Annotated in this window: 19 protein-coding genes; 14 read left to right on the top strand and 5 right to left on the bottom strand. The window is 63.2% G+C overall.

Features of this window, described 5'->3' with window-relative positions; translation table 11 throughout:
• Window positions 1-4: 4 nt before the first annotated feature.
• The 7 genes from RC54_RS16860 to RC54_RS25340 all read left to right on the top strand — a co-directional run bounded on the left by RC54_RS16860 (window position 5) and on the right by RC54_RS25340 (window position 7319).
• Window positions 5-1009, top strand: a complete 1005-nt coding sequence (locus RC54_RS16860) for an ABC transporter ATP-binding protein (RefSeq protein WP_058896200.1) — start codon at window positions 5-7, stop codon at window positions 1007-1009.
• Window positions 1006-1851: an ATP-binding cassette domain-containing protein gene (locus RC54_RS16855; protein WP_058896199.1), complete on the top strand. Its 846-nt coding sequence runs from the start codon at window positions 1006-1008 to the stop codon at window positions 1849-1851. The genes RC54_RS16860 and RC54_RS16855 overlap by 4 nt, the downstream gene beginning before the upstream one ends.
• A gap of 39 nt (window positions 1852-1890) precedes the next feature.
• Window positions 1891-3312: a M20 family metallopeptidase gene (locus RC54_RS16850; protein ID WP_061790062.1), complete on the top strand. Its 1422-nt coding sequence runs from the start codon at window positions 1891-1893 to the stop codon at window positions 3310-3312.
• The gene (locus RC54_RS16845) at window positions 3309-4508 is read left to right on the top strand and encodes a M20 aminoacylase family protein (protein WP_058896197.1); all 1200 of its coding nucleotides are present in this window, start codon (window positions 3309-3311) and stop codon (window positions 4506-4508) included. Before RC54_RS16850 ends, RC54_RS16845 begins: the two co-directional genes overlap by 4 nt.
• Window positions 4509-4934: 426 nt before the next feature.
• Window positions 4935-5246 carry a hypothetical protein gene (locus RC54_RS16835; protein WP_058896195.1) on the top strand — a complete coding sequence of 104 codons (312 nt, stop codon included), beginning with the start codon at window positions 4935-4937 and terminating at the stop codon, window positions 5244-5246.
• Window positions 5247-5606: 360 nt separating this feature from the next.
• The gene (locus RC54_RS16830) at window positions 5607-6275 is read left to right on the top strand and encodes a DUF2026 family protein (protein ID WP_044530426.1); all 669 of its coding nucleotides are present in this window, start codon (window positions 5607-5609) and stop codon (window positions 6273-6275) included.
• Window positions 6276-6914: 639 nt separating this feature from the next.
• Window positions 6915-7319 (top strand): hypothetical protein, encoded by a 405-nt coding sequence (locus tag RC54_RS25340; RefSeq protein WP_156481318.1) that lies wholly within the window; start codon window positions 6915-6917, stop codon window positions 7317-7319.
• Window positions 7320-7755: 436 nt separating this feature from the next.
• Here the strand turns inward: RC54_RS25340 and RC54_RS16825 are convergent, their stop codons facing one another.
• The 4 genes from RC54_RS16825 to RC54_RS16810 all read right to left on the bottom strand — a co-directional run bounded on the left by RC54_RS16825 (window position 7756) and on the right by RC54_RS16810 (window position 11285).
• Window positions 7756-8514: a DUF3299 domain-containing protein gene (locus tag RC54_RS16825; RefSeq protein WP_061790061.1), complete on the bottom strand. Its 759-nt coding sequence runs from the start codon at window positions 8512-8514 to the stop codon at window positions 7756-7758.
• Between the two features lie 16 nt (window positions 8515-8530).
• Complete coding sequence (locus RC54_RS16820) at window positions 8531-9799, bottom strand: ABC transporter permease (RefSeq protein WP_061790060.1); 1269 nt, start codon at window positions 9797-9799, stop codon at window positions 8531-8533.
• Window positions 9796-10530 (bottom strand): ABC transporter ATP-binding protein, encoded by a 735-nt coding sequence (locus tag RC54_RS16815; RefSeq protein ID WP_061790077.1) that lies wholly within the window; start codon window positions 10528-10530, stop codon window positions 9796-9798. The genes RC54_RS16820 and RC54_RS16815 overlap by 4 nt, the downstream gene beginning before the upstream one ends.
• 170 nt (window positions 10531-10700) lie before the next feature.
• Window positions 10701-11285, bottom strand: a complete 585-nt coding sequence (locus RC54_RS16810) for a DUF2796 domain-containing protein (protein WP_044529351.1) — start codon at window positions 11283-11285, stop codon at window positions 10701-10703.
• 282 nt (window positions 11286-11567) lie between these two features.
• Between RC54_RS16810 and RC54_RS25910 the strand changes: the two genes are divergently transcribed.
• From RC54_RS25910 to RC54_RS16790, 5 genes are all read left to right on the top strand, one after another.
• Window positions 11568-11699 carry a hypothetical protein gene (locus tag RC54_RS25910; RefSeq protein ID WP_255221003.1) on the top strand — a complete coding sequence of 44 codons (132 nt, stop codon included), beginning with the start codon at window positions 11568-11570 and terminating at the stop codon, window positions 11697-11699.
• Window position 11700: 1 nt separating this feature from the next.
• On the top strand, window positions 11701-12537 hold the full coding sequence (locus RC54_RS16805; RefSeq protein ID WP_061790059.1) for a metal ABC transporter ATP-binding protein: 837 nt from the start codon (window positions 11701-11703) through the stop codon (window positions 12535-12537).
• Window positions 12534-13421 (top strand): metal ABC transporter permease, encoded by an 888-nt coding sequence (locus RC54_RS16800; protein WP_061790058.1) that lies wholly within the window; start codon window positions 12534-12536, stop codon window positions 13419-13421. The genes RC54_RS16805 and RC54_RS16800 overlap by 4 nt, the downstream gene beginning before the upstream one ends.
• 35 nt (window positions 13422-13456) lie before the next feature.
• Window positions 13457-14374: a metal ABC transporter substrate-binding protein gene (locus tag RC54_RS16795; protein ID WP_044530623.1), complete on the top strand. Its 918-nt coding sequence runs from the start codon at window positions 13457-13459 to the stop codon at window positions 14372-14374.
• A gap of 80 nt (window positions 14375-14454) precedes the next feature.
• Entirely contained in the window at window positions 14455-14772 is a 318-nt protein-coding gene (locus RC54_RS16790; protein WP_058896191.1) for a putative quinol monooxygenase, read from the top strand.
• 18 nt (window positions 14773-14790) lie between these two features.
• Here the strand turns inward: RC54_RS16790 and RC54_RS16785 are convergent, their stop codons facing one another.
• Entirely contained in the window at window positions 14791-15729 is a 939-nt protein-coding gene (locus RC54_RS16785; RefSeq protein ID WP_061790057.1) for a LysR substrate-binding domain-containing protein, read from the bottom strand.
• A gap of 103 nt (window positions 15730-15832) precedes the next feature.
• Here RC54_RS16785 and RC54_RS16780 point away from each other — a divergent pair, with 103 nt between their 5' ends.
• Window positions 15833-16087: a hypothetical protein gene (locus RC54_RS16780; RefSeq protein WP_044528134.1), complete on the top strand. Its 255-nt coding sequence runs from the start codon at window positions 15833-15835 to the stop codon at window positions 16085-16087.
• 331 nt (window positions 16088-16418) lie between these two features.
• Window positions 16419-18440 carry a methyl-accepting chemotaxis protein gene (locus tag RC54_RS16775; protein ID WP_061790056.1) on the top strand — a complete coding sequence of 674 codons (2022 nt, stop codon included), beginning with the start codon at window positions 16419-16421 and terminating at the stop codon, window positions 18438-18440.
• Window positions 18441-18491: the final 51 nt, after the last annotated feature.

Genomic DNA, 18491 nt, shown 5'->3' with positions numbered 1-18491 from the left:
GACCATGAGTGTATTGCTGGACGTGAAGAACCTGAAGGTGGACCTACCCACCGAGAACGGCATGTTGCACGCCGTGCGCGGCATCGATTTCCAGGTGCGGCGTGGAGAGATGCTCTGCCTGGTCGGCGAGTCCGGCTGCGGCAAGTCCATGACCTCGTTGGCCCTGATGGGATTGCTGCCGCGCAAGGCGCAATGCAGTGCCGACCATATTCTGTTCGACGGCGCCGATCTGAATGGCATGAGCGAAAAGCAGCGGATGCAATTGCGCGGCAAGCGCATGTCGATGATCTTTCAGGAGCCGATGACCTCGCTCAATCCCTCCTACACGCTGGGCAATCAACTCTGCGAGGCCATGTTGCAGCAACCCGGCGTGACCCGTGGCGAAGCGCGCGAGCGCGCACTCTACCTGTTGCATCGCACCGGCATTGCCAATGCCGAAGACCGCCTGCGCCAGTATCCGCACCAGCTCTCGGGCGGCCTGCGCCAGCGCGTGATGATCGCCATGTCGCTCATGTGCAGTCCCGACCTGATCATCGCCGATGAACCCACCACCGCCCTGGACGTGACCATCCAGGCCCAGATCCTGCGCATGATCCGCGAACTGCAACAGGAGTTCGGTACCGCCGTCATCTTCATCACTCACGACCTGGGCGTGGTCTCGCGCATCGCCGACCGGGTGGCGGTGATGTATGCGGGGCAGGTGGTGGAAACCACCGATGTGGCGCAACTGTTCGCCCAGCCGCGCCATCCCTACACGCGCGGCTTGCTCAACTGCATTCCGGTGCGTGGCAAGACGTTGCCGGGCAGCCGCCTGCAAGCCATTCCCGGCGTGGTGCCCAGCCTGGTGGGCCAGGTCAGCGGCTGCGCCTTCCGCAATCGCTGCGCGCTGGCCGATGGTGCTTGCGAGAGCGATCCGCCCATGATGCAGCAGGGTCCTCGCAACGCGCCGCACCAGGCGCGCTGCTGCAAGCTGGATGTTCCGGTTTCCGAGATGGAGGTGGCAGCATGACGACCCAGACCTTGCCCCCGGTGCCGTTGGACGATATCGCGCTGGAGCTGTGCGCGCTGTCCAAGGTATATCCGATCAAACGTGGCTTGTTCCAACCTCCAGGCGAACTGAAGGCCGTCAATGACGTCTCGCTGCGCCTGTATCGCGGTGAGACCCTGGGTCTGGTGGGCGAATCCGGCTGCGGCAAGAGCACCCTGGCCAAGATGCTGCTGGGCCTGTTGGCGCCGAGTTCGGGCAATGTGCTCATCAATGGCCAGGAAGTCGATCCGACCCAGCGGCGTGAACATGCGCGGCATATCCAGCCGATCTTCCAGGACCCGTATTCATCGTTGAATCCGCGCAAGACCGTGGGTGAGATCGTCGGCCTGCCCTTGAAGCTGCATGGCCTCGGCAACGCCGCCGAGCGCAGCCGCAAGGTCAAGGACATCCTCGACCTGGTGGGGATGCCCGAGCGCACCCACCTCCAGTATCCCAACCAGCTCTCGGGCGGCCAGCGCCAACGGGTGGCCATTGCGCGCGCGCTGATCCTGCGCCCCGACATCCTCATCTGCGATGAACCGACCTCGGCGCTGGACGTGTCGGTGCAGGCGCAGATCCTCAACCTGCTGCTGGACCTGAAGGCCGAGTTCGGCCTGACCTATCTCTTCATCAGCCATGACCTGGGCGTGGTGGAACACCTGGTGGACCGGGTGGCGGTGATGAACAAGGGCAGCATCGTGGAATGTCAGAGCCGTGAACAAATCTTCAGCAACCCGCAACACCCTTATACCCGCATGTTGCTGGCCTCGGCGCTGACGCCCGAACCGGGCCTGGGCATCCCGGCGCTGGCTGCGGCCGCATGAAAAGATGAAGCAAAACGACAACGACACAGGAGCAGCAGCATGAGCAGAGCACAAGCCATCGCCGGCGTACAAGCCTACTTCGACGAAGGCCGTTTCATGGACACCTTGAAGCGCCGCGTGGCCATCCGTACCGAAAGCCAGGAGCCGGCCAGCCTGCCTATCCTCTACGACTACCTGCACCAGGAAATCACGCCTTACCTGCAGACCCTGGGTTTCCAGTGCGAGGTGATCGACAACCCGGTGGCCGGCGGTGGCCCCTTCTTGATCGCAGAGCGCAGCGAAGCGGGCGCGGCCTTCACGGTCCTGACCTATGGCCACGGCGACGTGGTGCGCGGCTATGACAAGCAATGGCGCGCCGGCCTCTCGCCGTGGGAGATCGTGGTCGAAGGCGAGCGCTGGTATGGACGCGGGATCGCCGACAATAAGGCCCAGCACACCATCAACTTTGCCGCCCTGGAAGAAGTGATGAAGGTGCGCGGCGGCCAGTTGGGCTACAACGTCAAGCTGATCCTGGAGATGGGCGAGGAAAACGGCTCGCCCGGTTTGAACGAGGTCTGCCAGCAATATGCGCAACGCCTGCAGGCTGACCTCTTCATCGCCTCCGATGGGCCGCGTGTGAATGCGCCGACGCCGACCATGTTCCTCGGCTCGCGCGGCGGCTGCAATTTCGACCTCACCTGCCACCTGCGCGACGGCGCACACCATTCCGGCAACTGGGGCGGCCTGCTGCGCAATCCCGGTGTGCGCCTGGCCCATGCGATTGCCTGCCTGGTCGATGAACGCGGCGCCATCCGCGTGCCGGCGCTGTTGCCGGATGCGCTGCCGCAGAGCGTGCGCAAGGCGCTGGCCAACGTCAAGGTGGGCGGTGGGGCGACCGATCCCGAGATCGACCCGGATTGGGGCGAGCCCGACCTGAGCCCGGCCGAGCGCGTGTTCGGCTGGAATACGCTGGAAGTGCTGGCCTTCAAGACCGGCAACCCGGATGCCCCGGTCAATGCCATTCCCGGCCATGCCAGCGCGCATTGCCAGATCCGCTTCGTGGTCGGCAGTGACGATGCACATTTCATCGACCATATCCGTGCCCATCTGGATGAACATGGTTTCGATGATGTCGAGGTCCAACAGGTCGGCGTGCAGTTCGCCGCCACCCGGCTCGATCCCGATGACGAATGGGTGCGCTGGGGCCTGACCTCGCTGCAGGAGACTACCGGCAAGACACCCACGCTGTTGCCCAATCTCGGTGGCTCGTTGCCCAACGATGTGTTTTCCGAAACACTGGGCTTGCCCACGCTGTGGGTGCCGCACTCCTACCCGGCCTGCTCACAGCACGCGCCCAACGAGCATATACTGGCCAGCGTTTCACGCGAGTCGCTGCAACTGATGGCCGGCCTGTTCTGGGATCTGGCCGAGCAGGGCCGCGATGTGCTGGCGCGCCGCGCCCCCGTACCGGAGCAGACATGAATCACCCCCACGAGCACCAGCTGTGCGAGGTCGCCGACCTGCACGACCTGAAAGAGGAAATCACCGGCCTGCGCCGTCACATTCACCAGCATCCCGAGCTGTCCTTCGAGGAGGTCGATACCGCCGCCCTGGTGGCTGCGCGCCTGGAAGAATGGGGCTATGCGGTGACCCGCCACATCGGCGGCAATGGCCTGGTAGCGACCTTGCGCGTGGGCAGCAGTACGCGCAGCATCGGCCTGCGGGCCGACATGGATGCCTTGCCGATCCAGGAAGAAACCGGCCTGGACTGGGCCAGCATCAAGCCCGGCGCGATGCACGCCTGCGGTCATGACGGCCATACCGCCATGCTGTTGGGGGCGGCCAAGCACCTGGCGCGCACCCGCCGTTTCGATGGCACCTTGAACCTGATCTTCCAGCCCGCCGAAGAGGCCGGCTTCGATAGCGGTGCGCAGAAGATGCTGGCCGATGGCCTGTTCGAGCGTTTTCCCTGCGACGCCGTCTTCGGCATCCACAATCATCCGGGCGTGGAGGAGGGGACCTTCATGTTCCGTAGCGGCCCCTTCATGGCTGCCTGCGATACGGTCAAGATCCGCATCACCGGTCGCGGCAGCCATGCGGCACGGCCGCACCTGTCGGTCGATCCGGTGGTGGCGGCGGCCAGCGTGGTGATGGCCTTGCAGACGGTGGTGGCGCGCAATGTCGATCCGATGGAAACAGCGGTGGTCACGGTGGGCAGCCTGCACGCCGGACGCGCCTCCAACGTGATCCCGGAATTCGCCACGCTGGAATTGAGCGTGCGTTCCTTCAAGCCCGAGGTGCGCGAGCTGCTGGAGCAGCGCATCCGCGCCCTGGTCAGCAGCCATGCCGAGAGCTATGGCGCCCAGGCCCAGATCGAATACCTGCGCGGCTATCCGGTGCTGGTCAATAGCCAGGCCGAAACCGACTTCGCTCGCAGCGTGGCCGAAGAACTGGTGGGGCCGGACAAGGTGATAGCCCCCTTTGGCCCGATTGCCGGCAGCGAAGACTTCGCCTACTTCCTGCAACAGCGTCCCGGCTGCTTCCTGCGGGTGGGCAATGGCCGTGGCCAGCCCATGCTGCACAACGCCGGCTACGATTTCAACGATGCCAATATCCCGGTGGGCGCGGCCTACTGGACCCGCCTCGTGGAACGCTGGATGCCTGCCAAGGCGGACTGAGTGGCAGGCCAGCGCTTATGCGTCACCGGTATAAGCGCATGAGCAATGCTTCGTTCCACGCTGGGCGGGAGATGGTTACAGTAGGTAAGTCTCCTCAGGACGTCCTCGACTTGGACTATTCGAGCTTGAACCCGCCATGCGCAAGCCTGGCGGGTTTTTTATTGTCGCGCAGCGCTGCTGCTTGCATTTTGCGTAACTGCGCCGCCTGCCTGCGATTCCCAGCATCGCCCGCCAAGCCGCAGCCTGCCTACGCTTGAGCTTGGCAATCCTGTGACGGATCAGGAATTCCCCGATGTTCGCCCAGACCTGCAGCACCTACCATGGGAACCAATGAAACGCGGTCTGTGCCTCTGACTCCCGGCATCACGATGGAGAGTCATCCATGGTACGCAAGACCTCACCGAAGTCGCTTGCCAGGAGCCAGTCATGCATTTTCTCGCCGAATCCTTAACGGGTGAAATCACCCTGATGTTCATCAGTTACCTGATTTTTTGCACCGTCCTGATGTATCTGTTCGTCAAGACCGATCGCGAATGGGGCCAACTGGAAGTGTCGCTGGATGATGTCGGTCAGCGCGAGCCGCACGCCATGGCCACGACCATGCGCTATACCGCATTAGCCACTGACGACCGCTCGCTGTTCAACAACGGCCTCACCCGGCCGTCGCTGCAGCACTGCGCGCAGTATCACGATATCGATTGCACCTGCTTCATGCAGGAGCAAAAGCAACAGGATTGAATGCCTGGGGGAAAGAGGGTGGGGGAAGTAGGGGTGTAGGGGGAGTAGTGAAGCTGTACGGTAGCAAGGCAGTAGCCTTGCCGGTACTAGGGGTAGTGCTGGTAAGGGTGGCAGTGGCTGTAAGCAGCAAGTTTGTGAGCTAGGGTTGTACCGCAGTTGAAGTGGTAGTAGCTGTAGTAGTGGCAGTAGCAGTAGCAGTAGCAGCAGAGTTGTTGCAGTAAAAATCTCTTGAGGGTGGAACGGCAAGTCGTGAATCCGCTTTTGTTCCAAAGCGCGTCACGCAACGGAAGTCGGCAGTGTGGTGCTTCCGTGGAGCGGCCTAGCGGCTTGCCCGTTCTTTTCCATGAGAAAATAGCGCCCATGCAAAGTACACATTCCTCCGCGCAGAACCTGCGCCCATTGATTCCCCTGGCCGATTACCAACGCATCTTCCGCGTCATCCATTCGGTGCTCCATAGCGTGGAGGCCGATATCCCGGCCGCCAGTTTCTTCTTCTCCGTCACCGCTGCCCAGATCCTCAAGAAGTTCTACAAGCGCAATGCCTTCCCCGTGGCCGGTGCCGCCTTCTACCTGATCCGCGAGGATGGTGGCGGGGCCCTGTCCTTCGGTACGCTGGGCGAGGATGGCCAGAGCGTGGCCAGCCATCAGGATGCCTTCCACGCCTGGGTCCAGTGCGATGGCTATGCGCTGGACTTCATGGCGCCGTTGTTCCAGGAACTGCTGGTCTCGGCCGGCCATCCGCTGCCGGTGCCGCGCCAGATGTTCCAGAAGGACTTGCAGCGCATGAGCGAGGGCGTACAGGCCCTGGCCCGACCGGGTGACTTCTACCTGGCCTCCAACCTGGAACTGACGCGCGAACTGTTGCAGCAGTTCATGGCCAAGAAAGCCCTGACCAACCTGTCGCAACTGTGCCTGGAATGGTTCCGCAAGCCGCCCAAGACCATGCCGGACGATCTGGCCCTGCAAGGCGCCGATGGCGAAGTCTCGCGCATCAAGCTGCAAGCCACCGCCATCGAAGGCGTCTGGTAATGCTACTGAAGTTCTTCTGAAGGGAAATGTCGTGGAGGCGGACGCCTCCGAAGGGAGGGTGTGCTGGACAGATGTCCAACACACCATGCGATCATGCATATCGGTTGCATGTACCGCACTAAGGTTCTCACTATAGGTCGTCGATATGACGGCCTCATGACATTTCTGCATATTGCCCGTCTGTTTTTTCCTGTTTCTTCATCTTTTTTTGATTCCTTGTGCACTGTCACGGCACGGTCATACGTGCTGGCTAGACTTGCGCCTGTCTCCTCTGACCTGTGCAGATGTTTTGCCTGCGATGCGAGTGCATCGCAGGCTCTTTTCTCCGGGGCAGCCAGTTTCCTTGCGCTTTATGCTTCACGCCCAGGCCGGACAGTGGCGTCGTAACCCGGCAGTACGCACACGTGGTGGAAGCCGCGGTCCTCCCTTCCCGGTGGGTGTAAACCTGCCGGTGCGCGGCGCGGGGTGCGTCCATCCCTTCCTTCTAGTCCCTTGCGCTGCACGCGTCTTGCCCATCTGCTGTCCTGATGGGAAATCTCCTTTTGAATCAGTGACTTGAATCGCTTGCCCAGGGTTTGTCCACAGGCTTGCCACCAAAATATGTGGATATCCTGTGGCGCTGCACCGCGGCAGGGCTGGGTGAAGTCGCCTGCGCTGGCGGCGATCAAAAGCAAAAAGATCTTTGGAATCAATGAGTTGAATCGCTTGTCCAGTCCTTGTCCACAGGCTTGCTCCCAAAAAGTGTGGATATCCCCCCGCCCAGCCAGGCTGGGCGCGGCTTGTCGCCCGATGGGCGAAAATCGGGCGCAGTTGCTGCGCTTTGCATCCAGTCAAGAAATTGCTTATAAATCAATGGCTTGGGCGCTTTGTCAAGCCCTTGTCCACAGGCTTGCTACCAAAAAGTGTGGATATCCTGCGCGCAAGGCCCTCCAGACGTTGTTTTTGGTGCGGATAAGAAGGGAAACGCGATTTTTTGCTGCACTTTCTTGCCGTTTGCCGGCGCATGTTGCGTTCAAGGAAAGTTGTTTGGAATCAATGGCTTGACTGGCTTGTCAAGACCTTCTCCACAGGCTTGCCACCAGAAAATGTGGATATCGCCGAGACAGGCGCGTCAGACGGGGCCGGGGCCGGGCTGCCTGTTTTTTGCCATCCTTCGGGGCGAACAAGGAAATACCTTTGGAATCAAGGCCTTGGCTGGCTTACCCAGCGCTTCTCCACAGGCTTGCTCCCAAAAAATGTGGATATCCTGGCATGTCGGAGGGATAAGTCGTCCCAGGCGCGGCGTGGTGACGCCCCTGCCTAGGGTCTGCACGAGTCGAAAGCGGGAGAGGAAAAGTCTTATGAATCAGGGGCTTGCATGGCTTGTCAAAGCCTTGTCCACAAGCTTGCCCCCGGAAAGTGTGGATAAAGGCCTGCCTGCGACAGGCCCTGGCGGGGTCGGGAGGAAATTGGGGATAAGCGTCGCCGCTGTGAGACGGACTCAGCTATTGTCAGGTGCCGTGTAGGGCTGCACGCTGACCGCCTTCATGCTGTAGCTGGAGGCGCCCATGGACGAATCCGAACGTTCCACCTTGAGCACGCCGCTGATCCACACCGCATCCATGGTGCGCACGTTCTTGACCGCCTTGGCGCTCCTGACGTGGATGATCTGGTTGGCCGGTGGCGGCGGCACGTGGATGCAGGCGCCGAAGTAGGGCACCAGCAGGAATTCCTTGAGCGCTTCGCCTTCGCGGTCCAACGAGACCACGAAACCGGGCAGGCGTACCGGCTTGCCTTCCATGCTGGGGTCGACCGGGGCCTCCTTCCAGTACTTCTTGGCCTTCCACAGCGCAGCATCGGCGCGCGGGTCGTCGTCGCTCAATTGATCCAGTTTCAAGCCCTTGAAGGGCGCCATCGGGTCCCAGTCCTTGGGGATGAGCGACTCCCAGGCGATTTCCTGGTAGCCGTCGACCATCTTGCCCGAGGCCTGGTAGGGCTTTTCGGTGACGGCGGCGCTTTGCTGCAGCTTGTCGCCCACCTGGTATTGGCCCACGCCGGCCACGGTGCTGCCGGCATCGGCGCGGGCAGTCACCGCTGGCACCGCACCGGCCAGCGGTGCGCCCGCGGCAGGGGCGCTGCTGGCCGTGGGCGGGGGCGCCGTGGACGTCACGTGGGCATAGCCTTGCGAGAGCAGGCGTACACCGAGGCCGGCCCACAGGCCGGCGACCACGATGCCGCCTATCCAGTAGAGAGTCTTCATGTCAGTACTTCCAAGATCAGGTTCGCGGCGTCAGACCGTCCGACAGGCTCAGGCGATAGGCGCGCCAGGCCGGCAAGAGGCTGGCCACCAACCCGGCCAGCACGGTCCAGAGCAGCAATTGTAATTCGCCTGCGGCCGGCCACGTCGGCTGCAAGGCAATGCCGAACTGCGCGGCCAGCCAGGGGCCCAAGGCCCACACCAGCACGCTCAACAACACCAGCCCGGCCAGCACGCCCGAGAGCATCACGCCCAAGCCCTCCACGCACAGCAACAGCAACACATCCAGCGGGCGCGCCCCGACCGAGCGCAGGATGGCCAGCTCGCGCCGCCGTTCGCCCAGACTGGCCAGGATCGCCGCCACCAGCCCGGCCAGGCCGACCACCACCACCATGCCGGACACCACCAGCAAGGCGTTCTCGCCGATGCCCACCACATCCCACAACTGATCCAGCGCCACCCCCGGCAGCACCGCCATGAGCGGTTCCTTGTAGCCGTCGCCATCGGCGATGGCGCGCTGCACGGCAAAGACCCGGGCGCGGCTCTTCAAGCCTACCAGCACGGCGGTGATGCTAGTCGGGGTGAGGTTGAATTTCTTCACGAACTGGGCCGGAATATGCACGCCCGGCATCGGTGCGCCGCCTTCCCAGTCGAGGTGGATGGCTTGCATACCGTCCAGGCCGATATGCACCGTGCGGTCCACCGGGGTGCCGGTACGCGCCAGGATGCCGACTACCGTGAAGGGTTTGTCGGCATGTTGGGTCAGGCCCATGCCACCCATGCCATGCGAGAGGATGATGATGTCACCCAGCCGGTAATGCAGCTTCTCGGCCACGTCCGCCCCCAGCACGGCTTCGAAGACATCATTGAAAGGCCGGCCCTGGGCCAGCTTGAGCGCCTGGTTGCTGCCGTAGCGGAAGTGGGTGAAATAGTCGCCATTGGTGGCCAGCACCGGGAAGCCGCGATGCGAGTCGCCCAGCGAAATCGGAATGGTCCAGGCCACGGCCGGATCGCGCGCCAGGGTCTGGGCGCTGTCCCAACCCATGTTGTTGGTGGCGCCGCCGATGCGGAAGATGGCATAGAGCATCAACTGGATCGGACTGGTGCGGGCCCCCACCACCAGGTCAGTGCCGGACACCGATTGCGAAAAGCCGGAGCGCACTTCATGGCGCACCCGCTCGATGCCCAGCAGCATGGTGGTGGACAGGGCGATGGCCAGCAGCATCAGGCCCAGCGTGAAACGCCGGTTCCAGGCACTGCGCGCAGCCAGGCGTAGCAAGAGCTTCATGCGGCCTCCTCGGTACGTGCTGCCTGGTTGATCTGCTCCAGCGCAATGCGGCGAGTGAAGCGTTCGGCCAGGCGCTGGTCGTGGCTGACGAATACCAGCGCCGCACCGCTTTGCGCGCATTCGCGTTGCAGCAGGTCGAGGAAGGCTTGCTGGCGGTCGCTATCGAGCGCCGAAGTGGGTTCGTCGGCGACGATGATCTCGGGTCGCCCGATCAGCGAGCGCGCCGCCGCCACCCGTTGCTGCTGGCCGATGGAAAGCTGGGTCACGGGTCGCCTCCAGAGTGCCGGCGCCAGGTCCAGGGCGGCCAGCAGGGATTGCGCCACCTGCTTCAGGTCGTCTCCTTGCTGGCGTGCGCGCTCCTTGCGATAGGGCGAGAACTGGCAGGGCAGCAGCACGTTGTCGAGGATGGACAGATAAGGCAGCAGATTGAACTGCTGGAAGATATAGCCGATGTGGTCCACCCGGAACCGGTCGCGCCGCGCCGCCGACAGCGTTTGCAGGGGCTGGCCCAGCACCTCGACCTGGCCGGCCTGGGGCAGGATGATGCCGCCGATGGTGGCCAGCAGGGTGCTCTTGCCACTGCCGCTGGGGCCGCTGATGAAGATATGTTCACCTGGGGCGACGGACAGCCGCTCCAGGAGCAGGGCTGGCTGGGACTGGCCGGGCCAGGTGAAGCTAAGTTCCCGCATGTCGATGGCGGCAGCCGGGGAAGAGGAGTCTGGAAGATTCATGAGCGAGGGGAGGACCAGCGGGGATGCGCCAAGGGTAGCACGGTAGCCGACGATCATAGCCGCAGCGGCTGTCAACGACCTGACTGCGGCCTGATGGTGGGCGGACGGTGCTCAGAGATCAGAGATCAGAGCTCAGATGAGGCGCCGTCCGCGTCCTGCCAGGGGCAGGGTCAGTTCAGCGGGATCACGGCGCTGCCCGGCACCAGTTGCGCCGCACCTTGCTTCTTGGGCGTGGCCATTTGCACATCGATGCGATGGAAGCCGGGGAAGGCGGCAAACAGGCCGCTCACGTCGATGGTATTGAGCGCGCCGGGGCTGGCGCAGACCAGGGTGAAGTCGCCATCCAGATCAGCATGGCCATCGGTGGGCGCGGCTTCGCTGCTGGCGGGGGCTTTTTCACCCAGCAGCGCGGGCGTGAGGACGGCCGATTCCAGTTGCACTTCGGCCGGCTTGCATTGGGCGCTGGCATCGGTGGCAAACATGCGGCCAACGTCGCGCAGACTCTGGGCGGCGGCGCGCACGGTGTCCTTGTCCTTGGCGCTGTTGGCGGCATGTTCGAAGCCCACCAGGTTGATCAGCGGGCTATCCAGGTGCAGGGTCAGGGTATTGCCTTCCAGCGCCACGTCCAGCTTGCCCACGCCATGGACGTGGGGCGGGTGGTTGCCGTGATGGTCGTGGCCGTCATCGGCGGCCAGCGCCGGCAGGCTGGTCAGGGACAGAAGGAGCAAAGGCAACAGGGGGCGGGACAGGAACATGGGCGGCTTTCTTGTGCTTGTTGTGGGGGAAGGTCAAGGATGCGGCAGCATTTGTAAATGACAGATATCAGATATCAGATGGCAAACCACTGTGGATGCTTCGGTATTGTGCCGTGGCGACCGCCAGAATTTCAGTGTTGTTACATTCTGCAACAGGGTTGCATTATAATGCGTGTTTTCCCTGTTGCTGCAACCAGGTTGCGTCAAGTACAGGTGCGCGCGGGCCAGCCCCGCCAGCCGCCCTGCCAGGCCTCCCCGTTGCGCCTTTTCAGATTGCCTGCCGTGTCGTTTCTCTCTCGTTTCGTATTGCAACAAGGCGTGCTCGCCAGCCCCTGGTGGCAGCGCGTGCTGGCCGTTGCGCCCGTGATCCTGCTGCTGTGGCTGGGGGTGCACTGGGCGCTGGGGGAGGGCTGATATGAATGCCGCCATCTCCCTCGATAACCTGACCGTCAGCTACCGCCGTCATCCGGCCTTGCACCACGTCAGCGGCGCCTTCGAGCGCGGCTCGCTCACGGCCATCGTCGGCCCCAATGGCGCTGGCAAGAGTACCTTGCTCAAGAGCATGTTGGGGCTGGTACGCTGCAATGACGGGCGCGTGCAGACCCACGTCGATTCACGTCGCATCGCCTACCTGCCGCAGCAGGCCGAGATCGACCGCAGCTTCCCCATCAACGTGCTCGATTGCGTGCTGCTGGGCTACTGGCAAGCCAAGGGCAACTGGGGCGGCATCGATGCCGCCATGCGCCAGCGCGCCGTGCAGGCGCTGGCCGCAGTCGGGCTGGACGGCTTTGCCACGCGCCCGGTATCGAGCTTGTCGGTGGGGCAGTTCCAGCGCGTGCTGTTTGCCCGCATCCTGCTGCAGGATGCCGAAGTGATCCTGCTGGACGAACCCTTCAACGCCATCGACGCCCGCACCACCGGCGACCTGCTGCGCATCATCTCGGCCTGGCACGCCGAGCGCCGCACCGTGATCGCCGTGCTGCACGACCATGACCAGGTACGCCGCGCCTTCCCGCAGACCCTGCTGCTGGCGCGCAACGTAGTGGCCTGGGGCGAGACTGCCGAGGTGATGTGCGAGGAAAACCTGCAACGCGCACGCGCCATGGCCGAGGCGGTGGATGAACATGCCGGCGTGTGCGAAGTCAGCCAAGCCGAGGTGATGGCGCTGTCGCGCCTGCATGAGCATGGACACGATCATTCACATCTGCACGATCACGCCGCTCACCGCGCAGCCAAGGGAGGCCGGCCATGAGCGTGCTGAGCACCTTCCATGAACTGGCGATTGCCCCCTTCGAGGAATTTTCCTTCATGCGCCGCGCCTTGGTGGCCGCCTTCGCGCTGGCCCTGGGCAGTGCTCCGCTGGGGGTATTGCTGACCTTGCGTCGCATGAGTCTCTTCGGCGAGGCCTTGAGTCATGCCGTGCTGCCGGGGGTGGCGGTGGGCTTCATCTTCTTCGGTTTGTCGCTGCCGGCGCTGTCCATCGGCGGCTTTGCGGCCGGGGTGGTGGTGGTGGCGGTGGCGGGCTGGATCAGCCGGCATACCGAACTCAAGGAAGACGCCAGCCTGGCCGCCATCTATGTGGTGGCGCTGGCGCTGGGGGTGATCCTGATTTCGCGCCACGGTACCCAGCTCGATCTCTTGCACATCCTGTTCGGCAACGTGCTGGGTGTGGACAGCCAGGGCCTGGTGCTCATCGCCGGCGTGGCCAGCGTGAGCGTGCTGGGCATTGCCGCGCTTTATCGTGGTCTGCTGCTGGAAAGCTTCGATCCCTCCTACATGGCCGTGGGTGGCGGGCGCAGCGGCGGGGCGATCTACCAGCAGATATTCCTGATGCTGGTGGTGATGAACCTGGTGGCATCCTTCCAGACTCTGGGCACGCTTATGGCCGTGGGCCTGATGATGTTGCCGGCGGTCTCGGCCCGGCTGTGGCATGACACGCTGCCGGCGCAGCTCTGCAATAGCGTGCTGCAGGCGGCGCTGGCCGGGTATGCGGGTTTGCTCATTTCGTATTACGCCTCGGTGCCGTCCGGCCCCGTCATCATCGTCTGTGGTGGCGTGCTGTATGCCGCCTCGCTGCTGTTTGCGCCGCGCGGCTGGCTGCCGCGGCTGCTGCGCCGGCCGCACCTGCAGGCCTGAGTCGTTCGCTTTCCCCTGTTTTTTTCGGAGCTTCCATGACACTGTTTCGTCCCCTTTCCGCGCTGCTGGCCGCCCTGGCCCTGGCAGTGAGTCTGCCGGCCGCCGCCGCCGAGCGTATCCCGGTGCTGGCCAGCTTCAGCATCCTGGGCGACATCGTCGCCAATGTCGGCGGGGAGCGCATCACCGTCTCGACCCTGGTCGGCCCGGATGAAGATGCCCACGTCTTCCAGCCGGCCCCGGACGATATCAAGGCGGTCTCGCGTGCCAAGCTGATCGTGGTCAATGGCCTGGGTTTCGAAGGCTGGATGGATCGTCTGGCGCAATCGGCCAACTATCACGGCCCCATCGTGGTGGCCTCGGCCGGCATCAAGGCGCGCGAGCGCGTGGGTGAGGAAGAAGGGCATGACCACGAGCACCACAGCAAGGATGACCCGCACGCCTGGCAGGATCCGCAGAACGTGATCGTCTACACGCGCAACATCGTCACCGCCCTGGCCAAGCTGGACCCGGCCGGTGCCGAGACCTATCGCAAGAATGGCGAAGCCTACATCACCAAGCTGCAAGATCTGGATGCCTGGGCCGCCCGTCAGTTCGCCCAGATTCCCGATGCCAAGCGCAAGGTCATCACCTCGCATGACGCCTTCGAATACTTTGGCGCCCGCTACAAGGTGCGCTTCCTGGCTGCCCAGGGCGTCTCTACCGACAGCGAACCCAGCGCCCGTGATATCGCCACCCTGATCCGCCAGATCCGCAGCGAAAAGATCAAGGCCCTGTTCTTCGAGAACATGAGCAACCCCAAGCTGTTGCAGCAGATCGCCCGCGAATCGGGCACGGCGGCCGGTGGCAAGCTGTATGCCGATGCGCTCTCCAAGCCCGATGGCCCGGCGCCCGACTACCTGTCGCTGATGCGTTACAACATCACGCAATTGCTGGAAAAGATCCGTCTGAACTGAGAACCGCCAAATCGCGTATGCTGGTGGCCCCGTGCCGTCGCCCTGGCGGCACTTGCCACCCCGCATAGGAGTCCACCCGCATGAGCATCGTTACCGTCGTCGCCATCATCACCGCCAAGCCCGGCAAGCGTGAAGAATTGTTGTCCATTGCCCGCGCCAACCTGGCCGCCGTGCGCGCCGAAGCAGGCTGCATCGAATATGGCCTGGTGACGGATGTCGAAGGCTTCGGCCCCAACCAGGCGCCGCTGGGCCCCGATACCTTCGCCTTTGTCGAGAAATGGAAGGATGAGGAGGCGCTGCGCCTGCACTTCACCCTGCCGCACATGACCGACTATCGCGAGAAGTCCAAGGATCTCATCGCCGAGCGCAAGGTTCACGTGCTCAAGTCGGCTGACTAATCCATCCCCGGCTCGGGTTCAATACTCGCCGGGGAAATCCGCAGGCCAGGTCTGCTGCGCATCGAAGGACGAGGCCAGCCCCATCTGCTTCAACCACGTGATGAAGGTCTTCAACGCCGGATTGCTGTCGGCGTTGCTGCGATAGAGCATGTGGTAACCCTCGCCATGCAGCACGATCTCCGGGAACAGCCGCACCAGGCGGCCCGCCGCCAGATCGTCATCGACCAGCGCCAGCGTGCCCATGCCGACCCCCTGGTCGGTCGCCGCCGCCTGCAGGCTCAAGAAGGAATGTTCATATACCGTCCCCGGCATCTTGCGCCGCACCGCCACCCCGGCCTTGCCCAGCCACTGCGACCAGGCCGCTGAACGGCTGGAAAGGTGGATCAGCGGCACTTCCACGAAATCGCGCGGTACCCGGATCGGGTGCGTCTCCAGGAAGTGGGGCGAGGCCAGCGGCACCGAGACGTCATCCAGGAAGCGCACGCAGTCATAGCCGCTGCGCTCCAGCGGACTGCGCCAGATGATGACGTCGAAAGGATCCTTCACATCCTCGAAATATTCCGACATGGTGGTGGTGACCCGCACCTCGATGCGCGGGTTGTCGATCTGGAATTGCGACAGGCGCGGGATCAGCCAGCGCATGGCCACCGAGGGCGCGGCGATCAGGCGCACCACGCGGCTCTTGCCGGCCAGCGCCAGGTGCTCGGCTGCCAGCGCGATGCGGTCCAGGCTGGCCTTGACCTCGGCATAGAAGGCCAGCGCCGCTTCTGTGGGCTCCACGCCACGCGACTGGCGTAAAAACAACGGTTGTTCGAAATACTCTTCCAGCGATTTGATCTGCTGGCTGACCGCGCTATGGGTGATGAAAAGTTCATGCGCGGCCAGCGTCAGACTGCGCGTGCGGACTGCGGCTTCGAACACTTTCAGGGCCTTGAGCGGCGGCAGGGGAGACGGCATGGTGTAAGAAAAACTTATAGAGGTGTCGGAAAATGTTGCTTTGCAAAAGGTGGGGGCGCCCTTATTCTTCAATCACCGAAACGTCTAACTGAGAGAAATGAAGATGAACACCGTGAGTATATTGGCAAAGGATGCCGGTTTTTCTAACAATTTGCGCTCGCTCGTCGAACTGGTGAAGTTTGCCGTCCAGCAAGTCATCGCCGCCCATGCCTTGAAGCCGGTGCGCAACGATGCTTCCGAATTCCACGACGCCGCCTATTTCGACGGCGTGACCGATCACTTCGAGATGGAAGTGCGCCTGCGTCAGCTTGACCATAGCCACCTGCACGCCGTCTGGAAGCTGCAATCGCAGATCTGAAGTACTGACTTGTCGTAGAGCGAGTCAGGTCGTCCCGGTAGTACCCTGCACCACCAGGCCGATGCGCCTGAAGAAAAATGATGAAGAGACCGGTTCCGTAGCGTCGGAACCGCGGGCCGCGGTCCGGCAGCGTCCGCCCCCGAGGCCAGTCGTCAATCCCATCCCCGCTCCAGCGGGGATTTGTCGTTTACGGCGCTTTGTTGGCGACGGTAAATTTCCTCTTAACAAAAATGAAATCACCTTGCCAGTACGGCACTGCTATATTGGATTAGGGGTAGAGATTTGTGTTGCTGTTCTTTCAGTATCCGCATCTTCAAAAGGGGAATCCACCATGTTGTCCTCACTTCGTACCCGCCTGATCGTCATCTGCGTGCTGATCGTGGCCATTGCCATGATCGTGCTCAGTGCCGTCAACATCACCACCGTGCGCAGCGATACGCTGGCCGCCATTTCCAGCCAGACCCAACAGCTCACCGAGAGCCATGCTGCCAACATCAGCGAATGGGTGCGCAGCAAGCGCGTGGCCACCGGGGCCATGAAACAGGCCTTGAAGCAGAGCGATGTGCTGCCCATCGTAGCGGCCGCCCAGGAAGCCGGTTCCTTCGACGATGCCTACATCGGCTATCCCGACAAACGCATGTTGGCCCTGCACCCCATGCCGCCCGGCTACGATCCCACCGCCCGACCCTGGTACAAGCAGGCGGTGGAGGCCGGCAAGTCGGTGTTGACCGCACCTTACGTGGACGCCACTACCGGCAAGCTGGTGGTGAGCTTCGCCGAGCCGGTGATGGACAAGGGCAGCCTGCAAGCGGTGCTGGGCTCGGACGTGCAATTGGATAACGTGGTGCGCAACGTGGCTGGCATCAAGCCCACGCCCTCCAGCTTTGCCTTCATCGTCGGCAAGGATGGCCTCATCATCACCCACCCCAACAAGGAACTGGCCTTGAAGCCGGTCTCGGCACTCGACCCGAGCCTGTCGGCGCAATCGCTGGCGGGGATGAAGCAGGGCGGCAGCGCCACCATCGGCGGCGTGTCTTACCTGTTGTTCACCCAGCCGATTGCCAATACCGACTGGTCGCTGTTGGTGGCGCTGGATTACCGCGAAGCCACCCAGGCCATCGGCGTGCTGATGACGCTCTCGGTGGTGCTGGCGCTGGTGGCCATCGCGGCCGCAGCCGTCCTGCTCAGCTACACCATCACGCGCCTGCTGCGCCGCCTGGGCGTGGTGCGCGATGCGATGGAAGACATCGCCTCCGGCGATGGCGATCTGACGCGCCGCCTCGACACCAACGGCAAGGATGAACTGGCGCAGATCTCGCGCGCCTTCAACCACTTTGCCGACAAGATCTCGCGCACCCTGCTCGATATCCGCCGCGCCAGCGAGTCTGTGAAGGTTTCTTCCAGCGAGATCGCCAGCGGCAACATGGACCTGTCCGCCCGCACCGAGCAGCAGGCCGGTTCGCTGGAAGAAACGGCCTCAGCCATGGAAGAACTGACCTCCACTGTGAAGCAAAATGCCGACAATGCCCGCCAGGCCAACCAGCTGGCGGTGTCGGCGTCGGATGTGGCTGTGCATGGCGGCACCGTGGTGGGGCAGGTGGTCAGCACCATGAGTTCCATCAATGAGTCTTCGCGCAAGATCGTCGACATCATCAGCGTGATCGATGGCATTGCCTTCCAGACCAATATCCTGGCCTTGAACGCCGCCGTCGAAGCGGCGCGCGCGGGCGAGCAGGGGCGCGGCTTTGCGGTGGTGGCTTCGGAAGTACGTTCGCTGGCGCAACGCTCGGCCACGGCGGCCAAGGAAATCAAGCAACTGATCGACGACTCGGTGCAGAAGGTGGAAACCGGCAGCCAACTGGTGGCACAGGCCGGCTCGACCATGGATGAAGTGGTCTCCAGCGTCAAGCGCGTGACCGACATCGTCGGCGAGATCAGCTCGGCCAGCCAGGAGCAGAGTGCTGGCATCAGCGAAGTGGGCAATGCGGTCACGCTCATGGATGAAGCCACCCAGCAGAATGCCGCGCTGGTGGAGCAGGCCGCAGCGGCGGCCAAGTCCTTGCAGGAGCAGGCGGCGCACCTGGCTGAGGTGGTGGCCGGCTTCAAGCTCGATGAAAGCGCGCACGCCGCACCACGCGCCGCTTCGGCGCCACCACCATCACCGGCTGCATCGCCAGCGCCGGCAGCCCGCAGCGCGCCCATCAACGTGACGCCCAAGCCGGTGCCATTGAAAGCCAAAACACCGAATCGTCCGGCGCTGCCAGCCGAACCGGCTGCCGCCAAGTCGGAGCCCAAGCCGACGACCAAGGCCGCCCCCAAGAGCAGCGGTGGTGACGATTGGGAAGAGTTCTGAAGACAGTTGGCCAGACGGTTGGCTGGAGATTTTCCACTACTCCCATGACAG

The organism is Herbaspirillum rubrisubalbicans, assembly GCF_003719195.1.
Classification (GTDB): Bacteria; Pseudomonadota; Gammaproteobacteria; order Burkholderiales; family Burkholderiaceae_D; genus Herbaspirillum; species Herbaspirillum rubrisubalbicans.
This window is presented reverse-complemented; position numbering and strand designations above follow the sequence as displayed.